Consider the following 19,025-nt stretch of genomic DNA (forward strand, 5'->3'; position numbering starts at 1 on the left):
TTATCCATACGTTATGCCACATTATGAAAAACATCTAGCCTTCACAAAAACAATATGAACTTAGAAACATTTTTCTCATCTGAATTGATTCTTGAAAACGAGTCAATTTTAATACGCCCTTTATCAATTAATGATATTGACAAAATAGAATCTATAAGCTATAACAAGGAACTAGGAGAGTTTGGTGCAAGGGTAAAAAACAGAAATGACTTATTGGATTACTTTGACTTTTGTCTAAATTCAAAAAAAGACAAAGAAATATATCCGCTATTAATTACAAGTAAAGAAAATAATAATCCAATCGGAATCACAATGTTTGGAAATATTAGTTTCCCCAGTAAAAGATTAGAAATAGGCTGGACATGGATTGGTTATAAATTTCAAGGAACGGGCATTAATGCGGTTTGTAAAGGACTTTTATTAGATTATTGCTTTGACGTTTTAAAACTTAGAAGGGTTGAGTTTAAGATTGACATAAATAATGTAAAATCTCAAAAGGCAATCGAAAAGATTGGAGCTTTCAAAGAGGGTCTATTGAGAAATTACAACATCCAATCATATGGAGATAGTAAAGGAACTTTTATATATAGCATTCTTAAGGAAGAATGGAAAAAGCCATAAGCAAAAATATAAAAACGATGAAATCCAAAATATCAATCCACACAGCGATAGCGCTTCTGCTATTTCTAACTAATTCTTTTGGACAAACAAAAGAGATCGAAATCAATTTATTTTTGGACAACTTAAAGCCAAGCAATTTTTCAGGAACAATTTTGGTTGCAAATAATGATACGATAATTGAGAAGAGAGCTTTTGGTCTTGCCAGTATAGAATATGGAATCCCCAACAAAGTTGATACAAAGTTTAACATTGCCTCGATTACCAAAATGATTACAGCAGTCGCAACCTTGCAACTTTACGAAAATGGCAAAGTCGAACTTAAAAGACCTATTGGAGAATATTTACCCAATTATCCAAACAAACTTGTGAGGGATTCGGTAACAATCCATCAGCTACTGACGCACACATCGGGTAACAATAATTTTTATGTGGGCAACTTCTTGCAAGAGGAAAAATCGAAATACAAGAATATATCGGATTTTGTTCCCTTGTTCGTTAATGACACTTTATTGTCCCGTCCAGGCACAAAATACGATTATAGTGCATCTGGTTTTGTGATTCTAGGTCTTATTATCGAGAAAGTAAGCGGACAAAATTATTATGATTATGTAAAGGAAAACATCTTTAGAACCGCAGGAATGATGAACACGACCGAATTGGAAATCGATTCGGTCGTACCAAACAAAGCTAGTGGATATACTACTTTTTTTGGAGGAAGCAACATTCCAAAAAGAAACGAATATTATCTTTCAAAAGCATCGCCCGCAGGATTCCATTATTCAACTGTTGAAGATTTGTTTAAATTCTCGAAAGCATTGAGAAACGGAATATTGCTAAAAAAATCAACTGCCGAATTAATGTTCGAGCCAAAAGTAAAAGGCTATAACACAAATTTGGGATATGGTATAGACATCGATTTACGTTATAACCAGACTATTCAGGGGCATAGCGGAGGTTGGTATGGTGTTCGAGCGGAACTTATGGATTTTATGAAAGACAAGTATACCGTAGTTATTTTATCTAATATTGACGACAATGGAAAGACAGGTGCTTCTCATGTGGCTGATTTCTTTAAAGAATTGATAGCGGAAAAGTAGACTGAAAAATAACGGGGCATAACAACGGCTATAGCAAATAGGGCGGTAAGTGCTTAATTCAAAGGCTTGGGTATATTTGCGAGGTCGCCAAATCTTTTGATTTGGCTTTTAGAAAAATAAGATAAAACAAAATGCAAAAGATTTGGCTTAGTACAAAATCGAAAGTAAATGTCTGTAACCTGCCCTACTTGCCATAGCCCAACCGTTACCACACATTTTGCAAAACCATCAAAATTTTATAAAAAGTAAAGATTATTGAGATGTTTGAACTTTTAGATAGTGAAGAAAAAATTGGTGGATATGTACTGTCGGAAAAGTATTTTGTTTTCACAAAGTCTTCAAGTGATTCAAGATTTAAGATAATCGTCAAAAATATAAGCGGCTCCACTATTTTTACTTCTAATGAAGAAAAAGTGAGCAGATTTCACTTAGTAGATGATTTTCTAATATACTGCTCAAGAAATGAAGATTTCACAAGAATTGTGAACCTAAAAACATTTGAAGTAAAAAATATCAACCAAATACTTTATAACTTATTACCTAAGAGTATAAACATTTTTGAGAATATTTATTATTCAACAAATGGCTCAAAAGACAATTTAGTTTATGATTTAAAAACTGGTAAAGTTATTTCCAAATTAGTTTTAGATGGGGACTTGCAATTAAATGAAAAGTCATTTTTACTAACAAAATCGAATAACAATTTAACCAAATATCTTAAGCCAACCTTTGAAAAATCATGGTCTATAGAGCTAGGTAACGAAATCAATTATATCGATTTTGATAGAAAAGAAAAAGCAGGAGAAATTAAGAAAGTATATAACTGGGAAAATAAGATTATCGTTCTCACAAAATGTTATTTAATATGTTTGGACTCAGACGGAAACATTCAGTATAAAATAAGATTCCCTGATTTATTGAGAGCACAAACTTTAGTAATTCATGAAAATAACGGATTTATATATAATTATCATGATTACGTGATTATTGACCTGCAAAAAGGAGAACTCATATTCCATAAAGAAATTAAGTCTTTTAAATACGAAGGAAAGGAATTTAACAATTTTGCGCAGGACTTAACGTTTCATGATGGCTTCTTACTTCATTCCGTAAATAGTCTTGGTTTTAGTTTCATACTTGCAATAAAACCTGGAACAGGAGAAACAAAATGGATTAAGAGAATAACTAACAAACACATAAACTCTATTCGTTTTCACAAAGACAAAATGTACATTTTAGATGGAGATGGCACATTGTATATACATGAAAAGAAATAACTCATGCCTAATCATTATGCAGATGGAATTAGCACTCGAACGGAAAAAACGTGTGGTAACAAAACCTATAAACAATACGGGCTTCGGGCTTAAACTCTAAGGTTTGCGTATTTTTATGAGGTCGCAAAATCTTTAGGATTTTGCTTTGGACAAAAAAAGATAAAACAAAACAAAAAGATTTCGCTATGTGCGTGGCGGAAAGCAAACGCTAGTTTGCTCCCGTACTGTTCATAGCTCAACCGTTGTAGCCAATGTTGACCCGTCCTGAAATATGTATACAAAACACTTCAAGTATATGTATAAAAATGATGGATATGTAAAACGCTATAGTGAGAGCTTTAAGCTCAAAGTCTTGGCAGAACTTACCAAAGGAAACCATTCCAAAAGACAAATTGCATTAACTTACGGTATTCAATCCAGTACTATAAACGTATGGATCAAAAAGTATGATCGTAAAGATTTAATGAATACCCGTGTAACCGTGCAAACAGACGATGAACTTTCCCGTATCAAAGCCCTTCAAAAAGAGCTCAATCAACTTAAGGACCTTCTCATTAAAAAGGACCTGGACAAACTGGTGACCGATAGCTATCTCGAGGTAGCGGCCGAGAACCTAGGCTATAGAGATGTTGAAGAATTAAAAAAAAACTTAAACATAAAGCCCTAATGAAAGTAGCACCGATAAACCGTAATGAAAGGCTCTATTCAATTTGTACTATCTGTAATGCCTTTGATCTGAAAAGAGATGCCTATTACAAATTCCAAAAACGTTTTGTTATCAAAAAACAGATAGAACAAGATGTAATCCAACTTGTTCGGGAAAGTAGAAGAACACTACCTCGAGAAGGTACCAGAAAACTCATGAGATCATTAAAAAATGAGTTTCAAAAGTACGACCTTAAAGTCGGTAGAGACCAGCTGTTCCGTATCCTAAGAGAAAATCGATTACTCGTTAGAAGAAAAAAATATTCTTCTAGAACCACAAATTCATATCATAGGTTTTATAAGTATGGTAATATTATAAAAGACTTGAAAATCAATAGACCTAATCAAGTCTGGGCTTCCGATATAACCTACATCAGAACCATTAAAGGATTCTGTTACCTAGCATTGATTACAGATATGTACTCACGTAAAATCGTTGGATATGACCTAAGTGATAGCCTAGAACTAAAAGGGTGTGTCAGAGCTTTAAATAAGGCTATTTACAATGCCAAGAATATTGACCAACTTATTCATCACTCGGACAGAGGTATTCAATATTGCAGTAATGTCTATACTCAAATATTGAAAAGAAAGAAAATTAAAATCAGTATGACTGAAGAAAACCATTGCTATGAAAATGCCCTAGCAGAAAGGGTAAACGGTATTCTAAAAGATGAATTCTATCTTGACCAAACCTTTACCAGCGTGATACATGCGAAAAAAGCAGCCAAAAATGCAATCAAATTATACAACTCTAAAAGATTGCATTTATCTTTAGATTATAAAACACCTAATTACGTGCATCAATATGCCGCTTAAAACTAATATTAATCTGTAGCCGTATTTTAGGACGTGACATGTAAAAACACGACAATTCCCAATTCTTTCCAACATCTTAAAGTAAATTTATCGCGTGAAAATTTTAGTAATCGAAGACGAACCGCAGTTGCTCAGCAACATTAAAGAATCTCTTGAAAAAGAGAAATTTCTCGTAGAAACCGCTACAGATTATCATAGTGCCATAGACAAGGTTTTCATTTATGAGTACGACTGCATTTTACTTGACATTATGCTCCCTAATGGCAGTGGGCTAAATATTTTAGCAGAATTAAAAAAAGAAGGAAAGAGTGAAAATGTAATAATTATCTCTGCAAAAGATTCGTTAGATGACAAACTTAAAGGACTTGAACTTGGAGCAGACGATTACCTTACCAAACCATTCCACTTAGCTGAGCTTAATGCTAGAGTAAAGGCGGTTTTGCGAAGGAATAAATTAGAAGGTAAAAACACCATTGAATTCACCAATATCATTTTAGATTTAACAGAGCGATCATTCCTTGTGAATAACCAAATAATTGCACTCAATAGAAAAGAGTTTGATATTTTAAATTATTTTTTACTCAATAAAAACCGATTGGTTACAAAATCTGCATTAGCTGAACACGTTTGGGGTGACAACTCTGATGATGCTGACAATTTTGACTTTGTATATTATCAAATTAAAAATTTGAGGAAAAAATTGCAATTATCTAATGCAGAGATAGAAATTGAATCCATTTATGGAATTGGATACAAACTTGTTGCAGTATGAAACTACTCAACCAATCCATAAAGTATATATCCGTTTCAATTTTAGCAATTGTTACAGTTTGGGCTACAGCATTTTACTTCAACATGCTCAACGAAATAAAAAGTAGCATTGACGAAGGACTTGAAAATTATAAACGAATAATCATTCAGAATGCCCAGCAGGACTCAACCATACTAACCAAAAATTACTTTGACGAAAGTTTTTTCACCATTCGAAAAATTGACAAACAGCAGGCACTTTCAATAAAAGACAAATATCTTGACACCATTCTAAACATGCAAGATGCCGATGACGAAGAACCTGAAGCTGAACCAGTAAGAATGCTCATTACTGCATTTGAACTAAACAAAAAATATTATGAACTGAAAGTTGCCAACTCAATGGTAGAAGAAGACGATTTAATCAAAGAACTTCTTTACGATATTATTTGGTTATACATAAGCTTGATAATTAGCATTGTTTTCATCAACAACCTTGTGTTAAAAAAGATTTGGAGACCTTTTTATGATTTTTTAAATCAATTAAAAGAATACCGTTTGGGAAAAAGCCCGATGCTACCCGAAGTAAAAACCAAAACAAAAGAATTTACCGATTTGCAGAATGCGGTAAATACATTATTACTCCACACTATCGAAACCTACGAACAGCAAAAGCAATTCATAGGAAATGCTTCACACGAATTACAAACACCTTTAGCAATTGTTACCAACAAATTAGAACTACTTATTGAAGATGGAAACCTCCAAAAAAAACAAGCCGAAAATATTGCAGAAATAATGAGCATTATTGAGCGTTTGGTGCGTTTAAACAAATCATTGCTGCTATTAACCAAAATCGAAAACAAACAGTTTTTGGACAATCAACAAATTCTGCTAAATGATATAGTTCAAAAAAATGTTAGTGATTTAGAAGAAATAGCAACATTTAAGAAAGTAAAAATTAGGGTAAATGAAAATGCCAAACTATCCATTCAAATGGATTCCTCTCTTGCCAATGTAATTATTTCAAACGTACTGAAAAATGCAATTTTCAATAATGTTCCTGACGGAGATATATTTGTAGAGATTGCTGAAAATATCGTCAAAATAAGCAATACCAGCAATTCGGAAAAACTTGATGAAAACCTAATTTTCAATCGATTCTACAAACCCAATAATAACTCTAAAGGAACAGGGTTGGGATTAGCCATTGTAAAAGCTATTTCAGATTTATATGGTTTTCAGGTTTCTTATGCTTATAACAACAATGTTCATACTTTCGAAATTGCATTTCTTGCGACCTAAAGCTCATTCCCAAATCTTTCCAATTTTGTACTGTTCATTTGTTGCTTAACAATTTCAACGAGCGTTATGAAAAGAATTTTCTCAACATCATTTTATATTTTCTATACAGTGTTCATTAGTTTGAGCTGTGCCAGTCCGGCTAGCAACGAACCGGTAGAAAACCTAGCAGTTGTTGCGGAAAACGAAAACAGTCACTTTTCATTTCAATATGATTTGACTTCACCCGAAATGGTGCACGAATTGCCCGCTATTCTTGATGAAATCTCTGGACTTACGGTAATTGACTCTGCTCATGTTGCTTGTTTACAAGACGAATTGGGGATTATTTTTATTTATGACTTCGTTAAAGACAGCATTGTTTTTACGCACCAATTCGATTCAAAAGGCGATTTTGAAGGCATCACTTTCACAGGGAATTCGCTATATATATTACGAAGTGACGGTCGTTTGAGCATTTTTAAAAACTTTGATCCTTTTGCTGATAATGAACAAATTACACATAAACAATTATCACTAGAAAGTAAAGACAATGAGGGTCTTTGTTTCGACACCAAAAACAACTGTTTATTAGTCTCAGCTAAGAGCAAACCTATAAACCACGATTATAAATCTGAAAGATTTATTTATAAATACGATCTAATAAAAGAAGCTTTATCTAAATCTCCCGCTTACAAAATAAATATACACGAAGTTAAAAAAGCTTGTGAAAAATTCAACGTAGAAATCAATACTGAATTAAATAAAAAGGGTAAGGCTAAACCGTTTAATTTTCGACCTTCAGCCATAGCGATACATCCTAATAATGAACTCATTTTCATTTTATCCGCCTCTGATAAATTATTCCTGGCAATGAACAGAGATAAAACTATTTTACACATAGAAAAATTAGATGAAAAGTTATTCCCAAAAGCAGAAGGTATTTCATTTTTAGAAAACGGAACTTTATTAATTTCCAACGAAGGAGATGGAAAAACACCCACAATTTTGGTGTTTCGGCAAAAAGAATAATCCGTCTAAATTCCTTCCCAGATCTTTCCATATTCGGGTCTTTACTTTGTCTTGTAATTAATTATTTAATCTAAAAAATTTACAAGATGAAAAAACAAATTTTAATTTTTGGTGCCGTAATATCTATCGTTTCAACTCTGCAAGCACAAGATATTCCACAAAGTCAAGTTCCTTCGGTTATTCTAAACGAGTTTAACAAGCAGTTTCCAAAAGCTACAGATTTAGAATGGGAAATGGATGGAAATTTATACAATGCTGATTTCGAAATTAGTTGGAACATAGACCACGAAGTATGGTACAATACTGAAGGAAAAATGGTGAAGCACAAGGAAGATATTTCTAAAAGTGAATTACCCAAAGCTGTGAACAACAGAATACAAGCAGATTTTAGTGATTATTCAATAGATGACTTAGAACGCATAACCGACAACGGAAAAGTAGTCTTCAAAATGGAGCTTAACGCACTAACTCAAACCGATTGGGATATTGTGATAGATTCAGAAGGTAAAGTAATAAGTAAAATAGTCGACTAAAGTTTCCACAAGACATGCTAAGAACTTTCTTTACTATCCTTTTGGGAATATTACTCAGTACAAAATGTCTTGCTCAAATCTCTCCACCAGGTTTGGGCAAGGCAAATACTGCTTTTTGGTTTGCCATTGGGTTAAACCAAAATATTAACAAAAAAGATAACATTTCATCTACTACTTATTTCGGGTTAGGACGAATTAGCAGACCAGATAACTACAACCTATTCAACAAACAAGCCTTATATGTAATAAATGAAGAAATAGCACATAGATTTAAGAAAAATTGGAAATACTCATTCGCTCTAAGTTACCGTTGGCAAAACAAATACAAAGCTACTCCTCCTTATGAATTTGACGTACCGAAAGCACGACAAGAACTAAGATTTTATAGTCGATTTTCATATCTCAATTCGTTTAGAAGATTAAACTATTCCTTCAGTTATCGACCAGAAATTCGTTTTTTTTACAACCCCGATTTCAGCACTACGACAAAAAACACTCAATTTCGTTCTCGCTTACGTGGAAAAGTGTCATTTAATCTAAATTCATTAAATACGCATAAAATTATTACGACAACAGAATTGTTGTTTTCTACTACTCATATGAGTCATTGGAGTAAGTTTGAATATCAAGAAGTTCGATTTTGTTTGTACTATTCAGTTTTATTCCCGAAACAAAAAATTGAACTTAATATCGGCTATATGAACGATTTGATAGGGAAATCATTTATAACCGATGTGAATTATCTTGCTTTCGACATAGTAATTAAAAACCCTTTCGAGAAATAAAAAACACAGGCTACAACAATGGCTATACGTAATGCGGGGTGCAGAGTAAAATTAGACTTTGTAATTCGTATTACGCCAAAGCTAAGTTTAGTATTTTTAGAATCAAATTAAAACACAAAACTTAGCTTTGGCTTACATTGGTGCTAGACTGAATGTTTGCAGTTTCAAATCCCGCACTACACATAGCCGGGTCGTTCTATGCAATTCAATGAAAAATCGAAAACAGAAATATAAGTTAGTTTTTACTATATTATTAATATGGTTTTTTGGGCATATAGCTTATATCACAATTGACGGATTAACCAATAATAAAAAAAATGTAGATATTGCAGTAATCCTTGGCAATAAAGTAAATGAAGACGGAACACTTTCGGTAAGACTTGAAAAACGTTTAGAGTGCGGATTAAATTTGTATCAAAATGGACAAGTAAAAAAAATATTTGTTAGTGGTGGTTTGGGAAAAGAAGGTTTTTACGAAGGAGACAAAATGAAAGAATATTTAATTAAAAAAAATGTCCCTGATTCCTTAATTATTGTTGACAATTATGGAAATAATACTCTTGCAACTGTTAATAACACAATTAAAGTAAAAGACAGCCTAAATTTTAAAAGTATAATAGCTGTGTCACAATACTTTCATCTGACAAGAACAAAAATGTTGTTTAAAAAACAAGGTTTTAAGAATATTAGTAGTGCAAGTCCTAAGTATTTTGAACTTAGAGATTTCTATTCCTTATTTAGGGAATTTGTAGCTTATTATGTAGGATAAAAAAATACATTCAAAAATGGCTATAATTAATACGGGTTTCGGGCTTAGACGAAAGGTCTGTGTATATTTATATATGTCGCTAAATATTTGATCAAAAGTTCACTCCTTTTAAGTACAGTACTAATCTGTACCCGAGACGTTAGTTCCAATTTAAAAAACCGATTTATAAAAATGAAAATTGAAGAATACGAGTTTGACCAAAAAACTTTTCTATCTATAAGTGTAGATAATAAACTAACTCCTTCTAATTTAAATAAGATTGAAGATTTAGCATCGAATGATACTATCGGCTATATTTCATTAAATTCTCAGCAAACACTTAAAACTTGGCAAGAAATAAATAGAATTATAGTTACATATAGTCCGGCTATCAGAATTAGTTTAAGCCACCGCGATGATGAATTTGACGACCTATCTTTTTTAGAGAATTTACCAGATATACAAGAACTTTATATATTTCTGTACAAATTAAAAGATTTGAGTCCTATTTCTCATTTAAAAAAACTTAAAGTACTAAAGTTTTTTAATGCTTTTCAATCTGCAAAAGTTCGCTTAAAGCCTTTAACCAGCTTAAAACAGTTAGAAGAACTCAGTATATTTCACGTTAAAGACATAGAGGAGATTACAAACTTTACTTCTTTAAAGAAGCTTGGTCTTAAAAGTCTAAAATCTGATCATCTTAATTTTTTAAAACCTTTAATAAACTTAGAAAAAATTGAATTAAGATCTAGTGATAGAATCACAGATTACTCTGGCTTGTACGATTTACCAAAATTATCAGAAGCTTTTATCGTAAAGAATTATAAAGACACTACAGCAGAATTCGTTTCACATTTAAAACATTTAAAAAAACTTGACATAACGGACTTTAATTCTGTGTCAAAATTTCCATCATTAGAAAAACTAGATAAACTAACTGATTTATCAATAACGAGTTGGAAAATATTAAATGATATCAGTGGTGTTGCCAAAGCAAAAAACCTGATAGAATTCTCTGCTTTCGTAGGTCCTGAATTTAAACCGTCTGCTTTAACGGTTTTAAAAGGACACCCAACTTTAAAAAATATAAGAGCTGGGTTTAACACAAAAATAGAAGAAGCGGATTATGAGACACTTAGAAAAGAAATTTTAGAATAAAAACATATGCTTACTTCTTAATTAAGTAGTAAGCCATAAACTCTAACAATCTGATTCTCTAAAACAATAAAATTTTCAATTTTCAAGTAGTTTAAAACTATTACTAAAAGATATTCGTTATTTAATTGAGTAAACTCTGTACTTAACAATTTCAACAACCAAAAACTTAGAGGATATGAAGCAATTTAAACTGCCATTTTTCAATAAAATAGTTATTGAAAACATTACGGAGGAGCAGGAATATATGAGTGTAGTTTTCCAAGACAGGAATATTATTTTAATGTGGTTTGTAGAAAATGAAATTGACGATGCGTATTTTAAAAATGCTAATACTATTCTTAACGATTTAGATAAATTTGATGAACAGAGTCAACTGTTCCTTCAAACTGAGTTCTCCAACGCTCAAGATAAAACTGTTTTAGAATATTTAGAATTTCATTTAGATGAATTGAGTGAAGAGTTGCATGAGATCATTTGCAAAAGCACTGAGAAATCTGAAAAAACTCAAAAACTATTAAATGCATTGAAGCTAAAAAGTATTGCTTTCCATGATGATGACATTGTAGCAGATTATGTACTAAATAATGAAGTATCTGACGAAATTTTAGCAATTTTCATCAATAAAAATGGCGAGAGAAATATTGCTTGGGAAAGCTAATTCAGCATAAAAACCAAATAATTTGAAAAAAGAAATCGAAATTGGAGATTGGGTTAATTCTTATTCTAAAGGAATATTTAGAGTCGAAAAAATATTTGATAGGTTTTATGAAGAGAGCTCTCCTTTAATACCAAAAGGAAAGAAAATTGGAGATCCACAAAACAGAATTGTTCTTTCGAAAAGGTTTTTAAACTCTAAATTCAAAAAGTCTTTTAGCTATGATAGATGTGATGAATCCTTAATTACACATCTAACAAAAAAGGATCTCAACGTATTAGATAAAGTCATTACCGAAAAACCTGAACTTATAGTTGAACTGGATACGTACGAAATACCACCGCTAACTTCTATTTATAATACAGACTTACAAATCGACAATGAAAATGATTTACAGTTAGTCAATGAATTGGTTGAATTTATAAAAAAGGGAAGGTCCTTTCTAGAAATTGAAACAGAAATGAAAAGACTAGACATACTACGTTTAATACCTAAGTACTTTGGAAACTACAAGTTTCAACTGTTTAATTTCGATGAAGAATCTATGGATAAACGCAAAGTATGGAGAGATGCTAAATTAAATACATACTAATGATTAAAAAACACTCACTTCTAAATAAAGAATTAAATAAGATCTTTAATATTGAGTTAGTAGGCTTGAAGGTTGTTTATGAATCTGGTAAAATAGATAAGCCAAGAACTTATGAGAAAGAGTTTAAATCTGACGAAGAAGCTTTAAAATTCTTTTATAAAAAAGAATGGGAAATGTTGAAAAAAGGATTTGTCTTAAACAATCCAGAAGCAACATTCGGTAATGCCAAATTGCATTATTTTACGAGTAGTGGCTATTCTGGTTGTTTATCTTTCGCAAACACTCCTAATGATATTTTTGTCTATGAACAGGGCTCTTATGATGACCCTAAAGACCAATACGACTTTTTAATTAATATTGATAAAAGCGGAAACTTAAAAAGTAAAATAAAACTTCCCGATATTTTACCATGGGACATTCAGTATAACTCCAGCAACAATTCTTTACTAATTAAATTAGACCATCACATTTACACCTTCAATATCAATGATCAAAGTTTTCACAAAATAGCAGATAGGGAAAAAGGCAACTGGGCAAGTTTCATTTCAATTGCCAAAAAAGCTTATGCATACGGTACAAACGAACAATTGACAGTTAAGGATTTTGACAATACTATCTTATTCAATCAAAATTATAAAGTGGAAATAATTAAAGGAAGTAATTGTTTTTCTGCCACGCTGTCCAAGACTAAAAATATCATTGCTCTTCATAACAAACTAGGCGAAGTTGAATTATTTGACTTTAAAACAAACAACTATTTAAAGACCATTAAAGGTGACTTTAAAGGTATTGATAAAATGGAATTTGTAGCATCTGACAGCATCCTAATTTTAAAACAGCACTACCACCAACCATTACTATATATTAATGTCGAAAAAAATGAACAAGTATATTACCCTAGTTTAGAAATTCCGGAATATTTTAAAGGTGTAGTAGATTTTTGTTTGAATAAAGAAGCATCTAAATTAGTTCTGTCTCAAGGTAATAAAGCCCATGTTTACGACATGGAGAATAAAAAGCACCTTCATAGTTTTAAAATAGAGCATTCCGTAAAAACAGCAAATATAAAATTCATTGATAACGATTTAGGCGTAAGAACAGATTATGGGTGTTTTAGTTTGTACACAGTATAAAACACGGGACATAATACTATAAACGACAACTAAAGCGTTCTTGATAAACTAAAGCTCTTCCCACTTTATAAAATTATATATGACCCATAAACAGATTTTAGATAAGATAGGCTTTATCGCTCTAACTCAAGCAATAGATGAAGACTTAGCCAGGTTGGTTACTAGAGGATTGGCATTTAAAAAAGGAGGAAGTATAACAGACGTTTCTTCCTATGTTTTACCTAAGATTTTAATGCGGTGGAACTGTGTTCTTTTAGCAGATAGCGGTCTTGCTAAATTTTATAAAGAAAAAGTTGTTCTTACCCTAGCTATTCTATTACATAAATATGGCTTTTCTGATAATGAAATAACTAAAAAGGCAACAATCGCAATAGATACTCTAAATGATGGAGTGGTTTTAAGTGATGATTTTTACAGAAAATCTAGTCAAATAAAAGATTTTCTTTTAACCAAACCAAAAGAGCTAAAACGAAAACCTGCAAAACAGCAGAGCATTACATTTTTCAGAGCAAAAGATGTTATTTTCATTAATGTTTCAGGTAAATTTTATATTGCATATATACATGAATTGACAGGAACAAATGAAAGTCCTGTAATAGAATTGTATGATGTTACGTACGATAAAAAACCTACACTAGAGGATATTAAAATGCTTAAGGCAAAAGGAGTAATGTATAATGACGGAATTATAAGAAAGGCTCTTTTTGCAATTTATGGAATGAAATATCAACCAGATTTTGCAAATCAAATTCATTTATTAAAATCTTGCTCAGGTTCAGAAATGTTACCGGAAGACAGCCATTTAGAAGAATCTGTAGGGGTTTATACCGTTAGTAATCTATTTGTCATGCAAGATAAAATCATAGACATGTTTGCAAGCTAATTACCACCCTACAAAGCTGTGTATAAAACATAGCTAGTAACACCTAACTTAGAGGTTTACTTATCTGATTAACAAAAAGCTAAGTACATTTAATTCCCCAACTATAACAGAGACGTAAAAAACAAAGCATGAAATTAAAATGGATAACTAATCCGGTAAGTATAGACAAGTCTTTTATTGAAACGGAAGTTACGTCTGGCAATAATGTTATTGTTCAATGGGATAAAACTACGTACACTGACGAAATGCTTTCTGAGCTAAATACGCTAGCTGGTAAATTAGATAATAATTTGCAGATTAGATTTTACGGACACAGTGATAAAACATTCGATTGTAAAACACTTTTAAAAGTCAGTAACGTTAAAAGTCTATCCATTAATTGTTTGAAAAAAATCAAAAACCTAAATCAGTTGTCTGAATTAAAAAATTTAGAGAAACTTATTATAGGTTTAGATGATTTTAAAGATGTCGAGCTATTAAAATCTGATAATTTAAAAAGTATTACAGAACTGCATTTAGGTGATACTAAAAACATGAATCTAGAATATCTAAAAGATTATAACAAATTAAATAGTTTGGGTATCTCTGGGCAATTCAAGAATATAGATTCCATAGGGGAAATAGAAAACCTAGAAACACTAACCCTAAGTTCAATTGGTCATAAAGAATCTTTAAGTTTTGTCAACCAATTAAAGAAACTAAAACACCTACATATTAGTTTAGGCAGTAGAGAAAATATCGATGAAATTAATGGGGAGCAGTTAGAGACATTAAAACTACTTTGGATTAAAAATCTACAATCACTTAATAACCTAAGTCGATTTAAAAACTTAAAATACCTGCAAGTTGAAAATCAAAGAAACATAACGACACTTGAGTTTAATTCTGAAATGAAATCATTATCAAGACTGGGAGTTATTAATTGCAAAGGATTAGAAAAATTAGAAGGATTAGAAAAACTAAAAGCTCTAAAAACTTTAGTAATTACTAGGTCATTAAAACTTGAATTCGATAGTGTTATAAATCAAAAATTAGCGCCCACATTAGAGCATTTCAACTTTATCACAGAACGAAAAGCTATAGATAAAGGCATCAAAGAAAAAATACGAGAATTAGGGTATAAAACAACTTAAATGGAATTAGAATTATATAAAAAATTGACTACTGCAGGGTTTAATGTAGTACACGCTTTATCTAAAAATGAAATTTCTAAAAGCTTGTTGGAACGCTATGCAAACCTACCTTCAGATTATTTACAATTTCTTAAAAACTTTGAAAGCATTTCTAATTCAACCAATACTGCTTGGTTTAACTTAAACAGTGACTTTAACGGTGAAACGGGCAGTGAGTTTAAATGGAATGAATTTGAGTTATTAAGTTTGGAATGGAGTGAAGATGACAAAGAGGAATTAATGAATATTAAAGAATTTTGGAAATTCCACATCCCCATTGTTTTGTCTGTAAATGACGGATATCAATTTTTCGCAATTTGTTTGGAAGATGAAAAATATGGCAAGATAGTTCATGGGCAAGAACCCGTTTTTGAAGATGTATCTAAAATTTGCAACAGCTTTATAGAACTAATTGATTTATTGGAGAAAAAGCAAATACCAAACATCATTTAATTAAACGAAATAAAACTAAGTCTTACCCGTTCCAAACAGGTAGGTTCAGCAGTTTAGCAAGCTGCTGTTCCCAGTAAAATCTAGATTATATAGCAATCATTAATTAAAGAAAAATGAAATTATTCCCGACTATTGAAGAGGTTTTTAAAGAACCAAAAGAGCACTATAAGTATATATTCTTTCCATTATTGACACTAGTTTTAGAAGAACATAACCTTGGTAAAGGATTGGTTCACTTTGTTTCTGTTTGGGGAAATGGAGATCCTGATAATGAATTAGACCCTGGTAATTTTGAGTACAATTATATAAAATTTAATCGCGAAGGAAATAAATATGTTTTCAATGGCAAATTAGACGAAATCGATACTTTTAAAGATATAGAGAAATGGTATAACGAAGCAGATAAAGAATACCAAGAGAATAAAGGTGATTACTTAAAACAACGAGAGCGTAACGAAGTTAGTGAGAGTAATTTACAGAAAAATCTTGATAGAAGAGAAAAAGTTGGCTTTGACTACTACCACTACTCAAAAGGCATTTTCAACTATTGGATTACTCGTGACAAATATTTAGAAACCGGAAAATTTATTCAGGGTGGTTTTTATTCAGATGCTGAAAGCGGACACGAACGAGAAATATTCGAACAAATTGGTGGCGAAATTGATTACGATGAATTCGAATATTTTATTGAGTTGTTAGAACAACTTAATGAAAATAAAGAAGCGAAACAGTTTATAGGCTCTTTAACTGGCTATGACTATTTAAGTTTTGGGGAAGATAAAATTCACCTATTTTTAGATAACAAAAAAAATGAAGTACTACTTTATTCTGATTGGAGTTAAATAGCTTCTTTTTAAGCGCTTCGCATCATGAACCCACTTTGGCTTTACGCTAAAACAGCAGTTCATCCAACATTTATTGAAACGCTAAAACAATTACCAAATGACAAACAGTCAAAAATCATTGAAAATATAAAGCTGGTTAATAAAATAAAGTTTAAACAATTGCAGAAAGAAATAAACAACAATTTGCACAACATATAAACCTAAAACATCAAACTAAAAATATGGAAGAAAAATTTCAACTAGTAGTCGACTTTTTCCAACAAAACCCAGGGTACGCTTATTTACTGTTGTCTGCTGTTTTTCTAGTATACGGAATCGGTAATTTAATAAACAAAGATTGGGCAATAGACCCTGCAAACAGTACCCAAAAGTTTAACTATGAAATATTTGGACATAATGCATTTAGGTTTGTGAAAGGCTTTTTGTTTATATTAGGAGCTATTGCAGGTATTGTCGGGTTCTTTTCAACTTTAGATTAATAAAATTTAACTTATCCTCTACCCTAATGAAAATTAAATCTGTTATCATATTACTTTTAGTCTTAATAGGGCATTCTTGTAAAACAGCTGTAAAGAAGACGAACACAAATCGAAAAATAAAGATTGAGTGGACTGAAAATTTAGAAGGCGACTTTTCTTTCAAAGAAAATTGGAGTTATAAAGAATCTATATATAAAAACTCCCACGGGCAATTAAGTTGTGATGGAGATTGTCCTCCTGAAATTGATCAAATGAAAGATGAATCAGGTAAAATTTATAAAGATTCATTACAAGCATTCTATACCATTATTGATACAACACATATAAATCACTCTTTACAATCTGAAAACAAAATGTATGAATATTCTGGAACAGATTTTATTGAATTTCAAAAAGTGGAAAACGAAATTATAAAAGGGAAATCGGCAAATAATGTATCAACAAACAGCAGTTTAATAATAGAAATCAAAAACGATTTTTGCTCTGTTTGGGTTGATTTTAATAGCATTAGAGATTTAGGTCAAAATATTTTTCCTCTTGAAAATGGAACAATTAAAATTGACCGCAAACTATTTAAAAAAGGAACTTTGAAAGCTGTATTTGATTTTAAATTCAAAAACACTTTAGAACCTAAAAAAGCTCTTTTTTGGAAAGGTAAAGTTTATAGTGAAATAAAAAATAAAACATAATTTAGTATTTAATCGAAGGTTGTTTGCATTAATATTGTCTTTACTTTTTACAAGTTGTACGAGTGATGTATATTTTGTAGGAACTATATGGATATAACCCTTCTTGTTCTGAAATACAAATTACTGGAAATGGTGGTTGCGAGAGGTAACTTTGCAATCAAATTTTAGAATTAACCCAATTTTAAAATAGTTTAAAAAACGTTATTTATTTTAATGTCAAGAAAAAAAGGATTGCTATTAATGGTTGGCTTTATGATAATCACAATTACGGTTATCAATTTAATTGCAAATAAAAGTATTACTAATTCACGTAAAATCGAAGTTGAATATTTTAAAAATTTAGATTTGAAAGTAACAGGAGTAATTTGCGGAATTGAAAAACAGACTGATACTTATAAATTTCTTATCACTATAAAAAATATAAAATCGAATTATAAAGAGTATTCCAAACCCAGTACTTTAGGCCCGTATTTTTGTATTATAAAAAATGATATAGCCATTTTTGCTGACAGTAATGATGGTTATAAACTCGGAGACTCTATATACATAGGAGAAAATAATACTGATCTTATAAAATGTGTTTCCAAAATGGCAATACTAAATTTACTAAAAAAAGAAAGGATGCTATGCTTTACAGCTTAGGTATTCCGAATAAAAGAATGACAGAATTAATTAAAATTGGTTGTGAATAAAAATTCACCCCCACCAATACTTGTAAATAATGCTAGATTAGTTATTCGAGATAGCTGTATTGAAATTATGAATAAAATACTAAAAAAAATAATCTGGCTACTATTATATTTAGCATTCAATATCTCACTATTTTTTATTGAAATCATTTTCATCTTTAAAAAAAATGACACAATTTACACAAGCAATACTGGGTTTAACTCTTTAGATGATTTAGTAACCATATCTAATTCTGCTTTTAATTTCTTAGGAGAATTAGCGCTAGTAAGTTTTTCATTTATAGCTATGGGTTTAGCACTAATCGCTTTTTTACTTTTTATACCTGTTTATATTTATTTTATAAAACCAAAATACAAAAACCACAAGAAGAGGTTTTTATTTAGCCTGTTAGCTTCTTTTGTTGTAGTGATTGTGCTAAAATTAATCCTGTATACTTGGATGTTTATTGATCTGAATTATTTATAAGACAAATTAAAGATTAACATCAATAAATTAAGAATAAAATTTGATGATGAAAAAACATATGCGCTTGTTTATTGTTGTGCATATTGAGAAAATTTGTTGCTAACAAAATATTAAAATCACAAAATTTATAATTTTTAAACCTCTAGTTTTTTAGAAATAAATT

The 19,025-nt window shown here is 30.8% G+C and carries 23 protein-coding genes; all 23 read left to right on the forward strand.

The window, feature by feature from the left end; genetic code table 11:
• The first annotated feature begins 54 nt into the window (after window positions 1-54).
• The 23 genes from H0I23_RS10970 (at window position 55) to H0I23_RS11080 (ending at window position 18,862) form a co-directional block, all read left to right on the forward strand.
• The gene (locus H0I23_RS10970) at window positions 55-621 is read left to right on the forward strand and encodes a GNAT family N-acetyltransferase (RefSeq protein WP_216783346.1); all 567 of its coding nucleotides are present in this window, start codon (window positions 55-57) and stop codon (window positions 619-621) included.
• Window positions 606-1,718 (forward strand): serine hydrolase, encoded by a 1,113-nt coding sequence (locus tag H0I23_RS10975; RefSeq protein ID WP_254073592.1) that lies wholly within the window; start codon window positions 606-608, stop codon window positions 1,716-1,718. The genes H0I23_RS10970 and H0I23_RS10975 overlap by 16 nt, the downstream gene beginning before the upstream one ends.
• A 413-nt stretch (window positions 1,719-2,131) precedes the next feature.
• Window positions 2,132-2,995, forward strand: a complete 864-nt coding sequence (locus H0I23_RS10980) for a hypothetical protein (protein WP_216783347.1) — start codon at window positions 2,132-2,134, stop codon at window positions 2,993-2,995.
• A gap of 271 nt (window positions 2,996-3,266) precedes the next feature.
• Window positions 3,267-3,662 carry a transposase gene (locus H0I23_RS10985; RefSeq protein WP_254073593.1) on the forward strand — a complete coding sequence of 132 codons (396 nt, stop codon included), beginning with the start codon at window positions 3,267-3,269 and terminating at the stop codon, window positions 3,660-3,662.
• A complete protein-coding gene (locus H0I23_RS10990; protein ID WP_216783348.1) occupies window positions 3,662-4,519 on the forward strand; it encodes an IS3 family transposase in 858 nt (285 codons plus the stop codon). The genes H0I23_RS10985 and H0I23_RS10990 overlap by 1 nt, the downstream gene beginning before the upstream one ends.
• Before the next feature lie 94 nt (window positions 4,520-4,613).
• On the forward strand, window positions 4,614-5,291 hold the full coding sequence (locus tag H0I23_RS10995) for a response regulator transcription factor (protein ID WP_216783349.1): 678 nt from the start codon (window positions 4,614-4,616) through the stop codon (window positions 5,289-5,291).
• On the forward strand, window positions 5,288-6,574 hold the full coding sequence (locus H0I23_RS11000) for a cell wall metabolism sensor histidine kinase WalK (RefSeq protein ID WP_216783350.1): 1,287 nt from the start codon (window positions 5,288-5,290) through the stop codon (window positions 6,572-6,574). The genes H0I23_RS10995 and H0I23_RS11000 overlap by 4 nt, the downstream gene beginning before the upstream one ends.
• A gap of 66 nt (window positions 6,575-6,640) precedes the next feature.
• Window positions 6,641-7,582 carry an SdiA-regulated domain-containing protein gene (locus H0I23_RS11005; RefSeq protein ID WP_216783351.1) on the forward strand — a complete coding sequence of 314 codons (942 nt, stop codon included), beginning with the start codon at window positions 6,641-6,643 and terminating at the stop codon, window positions 7,580-7,582.
• Window positions 7,583-7,668: 86 nt separating this feature from the next.
• Window positions 7,669-8,115, forward strand: coding sequence for a PepSY-like domain-containing protein (locus H0I23_RS11010; RefSeq protein ID WP_216783352.1), 447 nt, complete (start codon window positions 7,669-7,671; stop codon window positions 8,113-8,115).
• Between the two features lie 14 nt (window positions 8,116-8,129).
• Complete coding sequence (locus H0I23_RS11015) at window positions 8,130-8,900, forward strand: DUF2490 domain-containing protein (protein ID WP_216783353.1); 771 nt, start codon at window positions 8,130-8,132, stop codon at window positions 8,898-8,900.
• Window positions 8,901-9,108: 208 nt separating this feature from the next.
• The gene (locus H0I23_RS11020; protein WP_216783354.1) at window positions 9,109-9,669 is read left to right on the forward strand and encodes a YdcF family protein; all 561 of its coding nucleotides are present in this window, start codon (window positions 9,109-9,111) and stop codon (window positions 9,667-9,669) included.
• A gap of 171 nt (window positions 9,670-9,840) precedes the next feature.
• Window positions 9,841-10,806, forward strand: a complete 966-nt coding sequence (locus H0I23_RS11025) for a hypothetical protein (RefSeq protein WP_216783355.1) — start codon at window positions 9,841-9,843, stop codon at window positions 10,804-10,806.
• Window positions 10,807-10,981: 175 nt separating this feature from the next.
• Window positions 10,982-11,464, forward strand: a complete 483-nt coding sequence (locus H0I23_RS11030) for a DUF2004 domain-containing protein (RefSeq protein WP_216783356.1) — start codon at window positions 10,982-10,984, stop codon at window positions 11,462-11,464.
• A gap of 22 nt (window positions 11,465-11,486) precedes the next feature.
• Complete coding sequence (locus H0I23_RS11035; RefSeq protein WP_216783357.1) at window positions 11,487-12,053, forward strand: hypothetical protein; 567 nt, start codon at window positions 11,487-11,489, stop codon at window positions 12,051-12,053.
• Window positions 12,053-13,186, forward strand: coding sequence for a hypothetical protein (locus tag H0I23_RS11040; protein ID WP_216783358.1), 1,134 nt, complete (start codon window positions 12,053-12,055; stop codon window positions 13,184-13,186). The genes H0I23_RS11035 and H0I23_RS11040 overlap by 1 nt, the downstream gene beginning before the upstream one ends.
• Before the next feature lie 79 nt (window positions 13,187-13,265).
• The gene (locus H0I23_RS11045; RefSeq protein WP_216783359.1) at window positions 13,266-14,069 is read left to right on the forward strand and encodes a hypothetical protein; all 804 of its coding nucleotides are present in this window, start codon (window positions 13,266-13,268) and stop codon (window positions 14,067-14,069) included.
• A 128-nt stretch (window positions 14,070-14,197) separates the two neighbouring features.
• Entirely contained in the window at window positions 14,198-15,202 is a 1,005-nt protein-coding gene (locus H0I23_RS11050) for a hypothetical protein (RefSeq protein WP_216783360.1), read from the forward strand.
• Complete coding sequence (locus H0I23_RS11055; RefSeq protein ID WP_216783361.1) at window positions 15,203-15,694, forward strand: SMI1/KNR4 family protein; 492 nt, start codon at window positions 15,203-15,205, stop codon at window positions 15,692-15,694.
• A gap of 113 nt (window positions 15,695-15,807) precedes the next feature.
• On the forward strand, window positions 15,808-16,536 hold the full coding sequence (locus H0I23_RS11060; RefSeq protein WP_216783362.1) for a hypothetical protein: 729 nt from the start codon (window positions 15,808-15,810) through the stop codon (window positions 16,534-16,536).
• A gap of 224 nt (window positions 16,537-16,760) precedes the next feature.
• Window positions 16,761-17,018 (forward strand): immunity 17 family protein, encoded by a 258-nt coding sequence (locus H0I23_RS11065; protein WP_216783363.1) that lies wholly within the window; start codon window positions 16,761-16,763, stop codon window positions 17,016-17,018.
• A gap of 26 nt (window positions 17,019-17,044) precedes the next feature.
• Entirely contained in the window at window positions 17,045-17,707 is a 663-nt protein-coding gene (locus H0I23_RS11070) for a hypothetical protein (protein ID WP_216783364.1), read from the forward strand.
• Window positions 17,708-17,920: 213 nt separating this feature from the next.
• Entirely contained in the window at window positions 17,921-18,349 is a 429-nt protein-coding gene (locus tag H0I23_RS11075; RefSeq protein ID WP_216783365.1) for a hypothetical protein, read from the forward strand.
• Between the two features lie 117 nt (window positions 18,350-18,466).
• Window positions 18,467-18,862, forward strand: a complete 396-nt coding sequence (locus H0I23_RS11080) for a hypothetical protein (protein ID WP_216783366.1) — start codon at window positions 18,467-18,469, stop codon at window positions 18,860-18,862.
• Window positions 18,863-19,025 lie beyond the last annotated feature (163 nt).

The organism is Cellulophaga sp. HaHaR_3_176 (assembly GCF_019021925.1).
Taxonomy (GTDB): Bacteria; Bacteroidota; Bacteroidia; order Flavobacteriales; family Flavobacteriaceae; genus Cellulophaga.

Excerpts from the sequence above, each read along its gene's own strand:
- H0I23_RS10970 (WP_216783346.1), top strand. The coding sequence starts at position 55 with ATGAACTTAGAAACATTTTTCTCATCTGAATTGATTCTTGAAAACGAG.
- H0I23_RS10975 (WP_254073592.1), top strand. The coding sequence starts at position 606 with ATGGAAAAAGCCATAAGCAAAAATATAAAAACGATGAAATCCAAAATA.
- H0I23_RS10985 (WP_254073593.1), top strand. The coding sequence starts at position 3,267 with ATGTATACAAAACACTTCAAGTATATGTATAAAAATGATGGATATGTA.
- H0I23_RS10990 (WP_216783348.1), top strand. The coding sequence starts at position 3,662 with ATGAAAGTAGCACCGATAAACCGTAATGAAAGGCTCTATTCAATTTGT.
- H0I23_RS11000 (WP_216783350.1), top strand. The coding sequence starts at position 5,288 with ATGAAACTACTCAACCAATCCATAAAGTATATATCCGTTTCAATTTTA.
- H0I23_RS11005 (WP_216783351.1), top strand. The coding sequence starts at position 6,641 with ATGAAAAGAATTTTCTCAACATCATTTTATATTTTCTATACAGTGTTC.
- H0I23_RS11010 (WP_216783352.1), top strand. The coding sequence starts at position 7,669 with ATGAAAAAACAAATTTTAATTTTTGGTGCCGTAATATCTATCGTTTCA.
- H0I23_RS11015 (WP_216783353.1), top strand. The coding sequence starts at position 8,130 with ATGCTAAGAACTTTCTTTACTATCCTTTTGGGAATATTACTCAGTACA.
- H0I23_RS11020 (WP_216783354.1), top strand. The coding sequence starts at position 9,109 with ATGAAAAATCGAAAACAGAAATATAAGTTAGTTTTTACTATATTATTA.
- H0I23_RS11025 (WP_216783355.1), top strand. The coding sequence starts at position 9,841 with ATGAAAATTGAAGAATACGAGTTTGACCAAAAAACTTTTCTATCTATA.
- H0I23_RS11030 (WP_216783356.1), top strand. The coding sequence starts at position 10,982 with ATGAAGCAATTTAAACTGCCATTTTTCAATAAAATAGTTATTGAAAAC.
- H0I23_RS11040 (WP_216783358.1), top strand. The coding sequence starts at position 12,053 with ATGATTAAAAAACACTCACTTCTAAATAAAGAATTAAATAAGATCTTT.
- H0I23_RS11045 (WP_216783359.1), top strand. The coding sequence starts at position 13,266 with ATGACCCATAAACAGATTTTAGATAAGATAGGCTTTATCGCTCTAACT.
- H0I23_RS11050 (WP_216783360.1), top strand. The coding sequence starts at position 14,198 with ATGAAATTAAAATGGATAACTAATCCGGTAAGTATAGACAAGTCTTTT.
- H0I23_RS11055 (WP_216783361.1), top strand. The coding sequence starts at position 15,203 with ATGGAATTAGAATTATATAAAAAATTGACTACTGCAGGGTTTAATGTA.
- H0I23_RS11060 (WP_216783362.1), top strand. The coding sequence starts at position 15,808 with ATGAAATTATTCCCGACTATTGAAGAGGTTTTTAAAGAACCAAAAGAG.
- H0I23_RS11065 (WP_216783363.1), top strand. The coding sequence starts at position 16,761 with ATGGAAGAAAAATTTCAACTAGTAGTCGACTTTTTCCAACAAAACCCA.
- H0I23_RS11070 (WP_216783364.1), top strand. The coding sequence starts at position 17,045 with ATGAAAATTAAATCTGTTATCATATTACTTTTAGTCTTAATAGGGCAT.
- H0I23_RS11075 (WP_216783365.1), top strand. The coding sequence starts at position 17,921 with ATGTCAAGAAAAAAAGGATTGCTATTAATGGTTGGCTTTATGATAATC.
- H0I23_RS11080 (WP_216783366.1), top strand. The coding sequence starts at position 18,467 with ATGAATAAAATACTAAAAAAAATAATCTGGCTACTATTATATTTAGCA.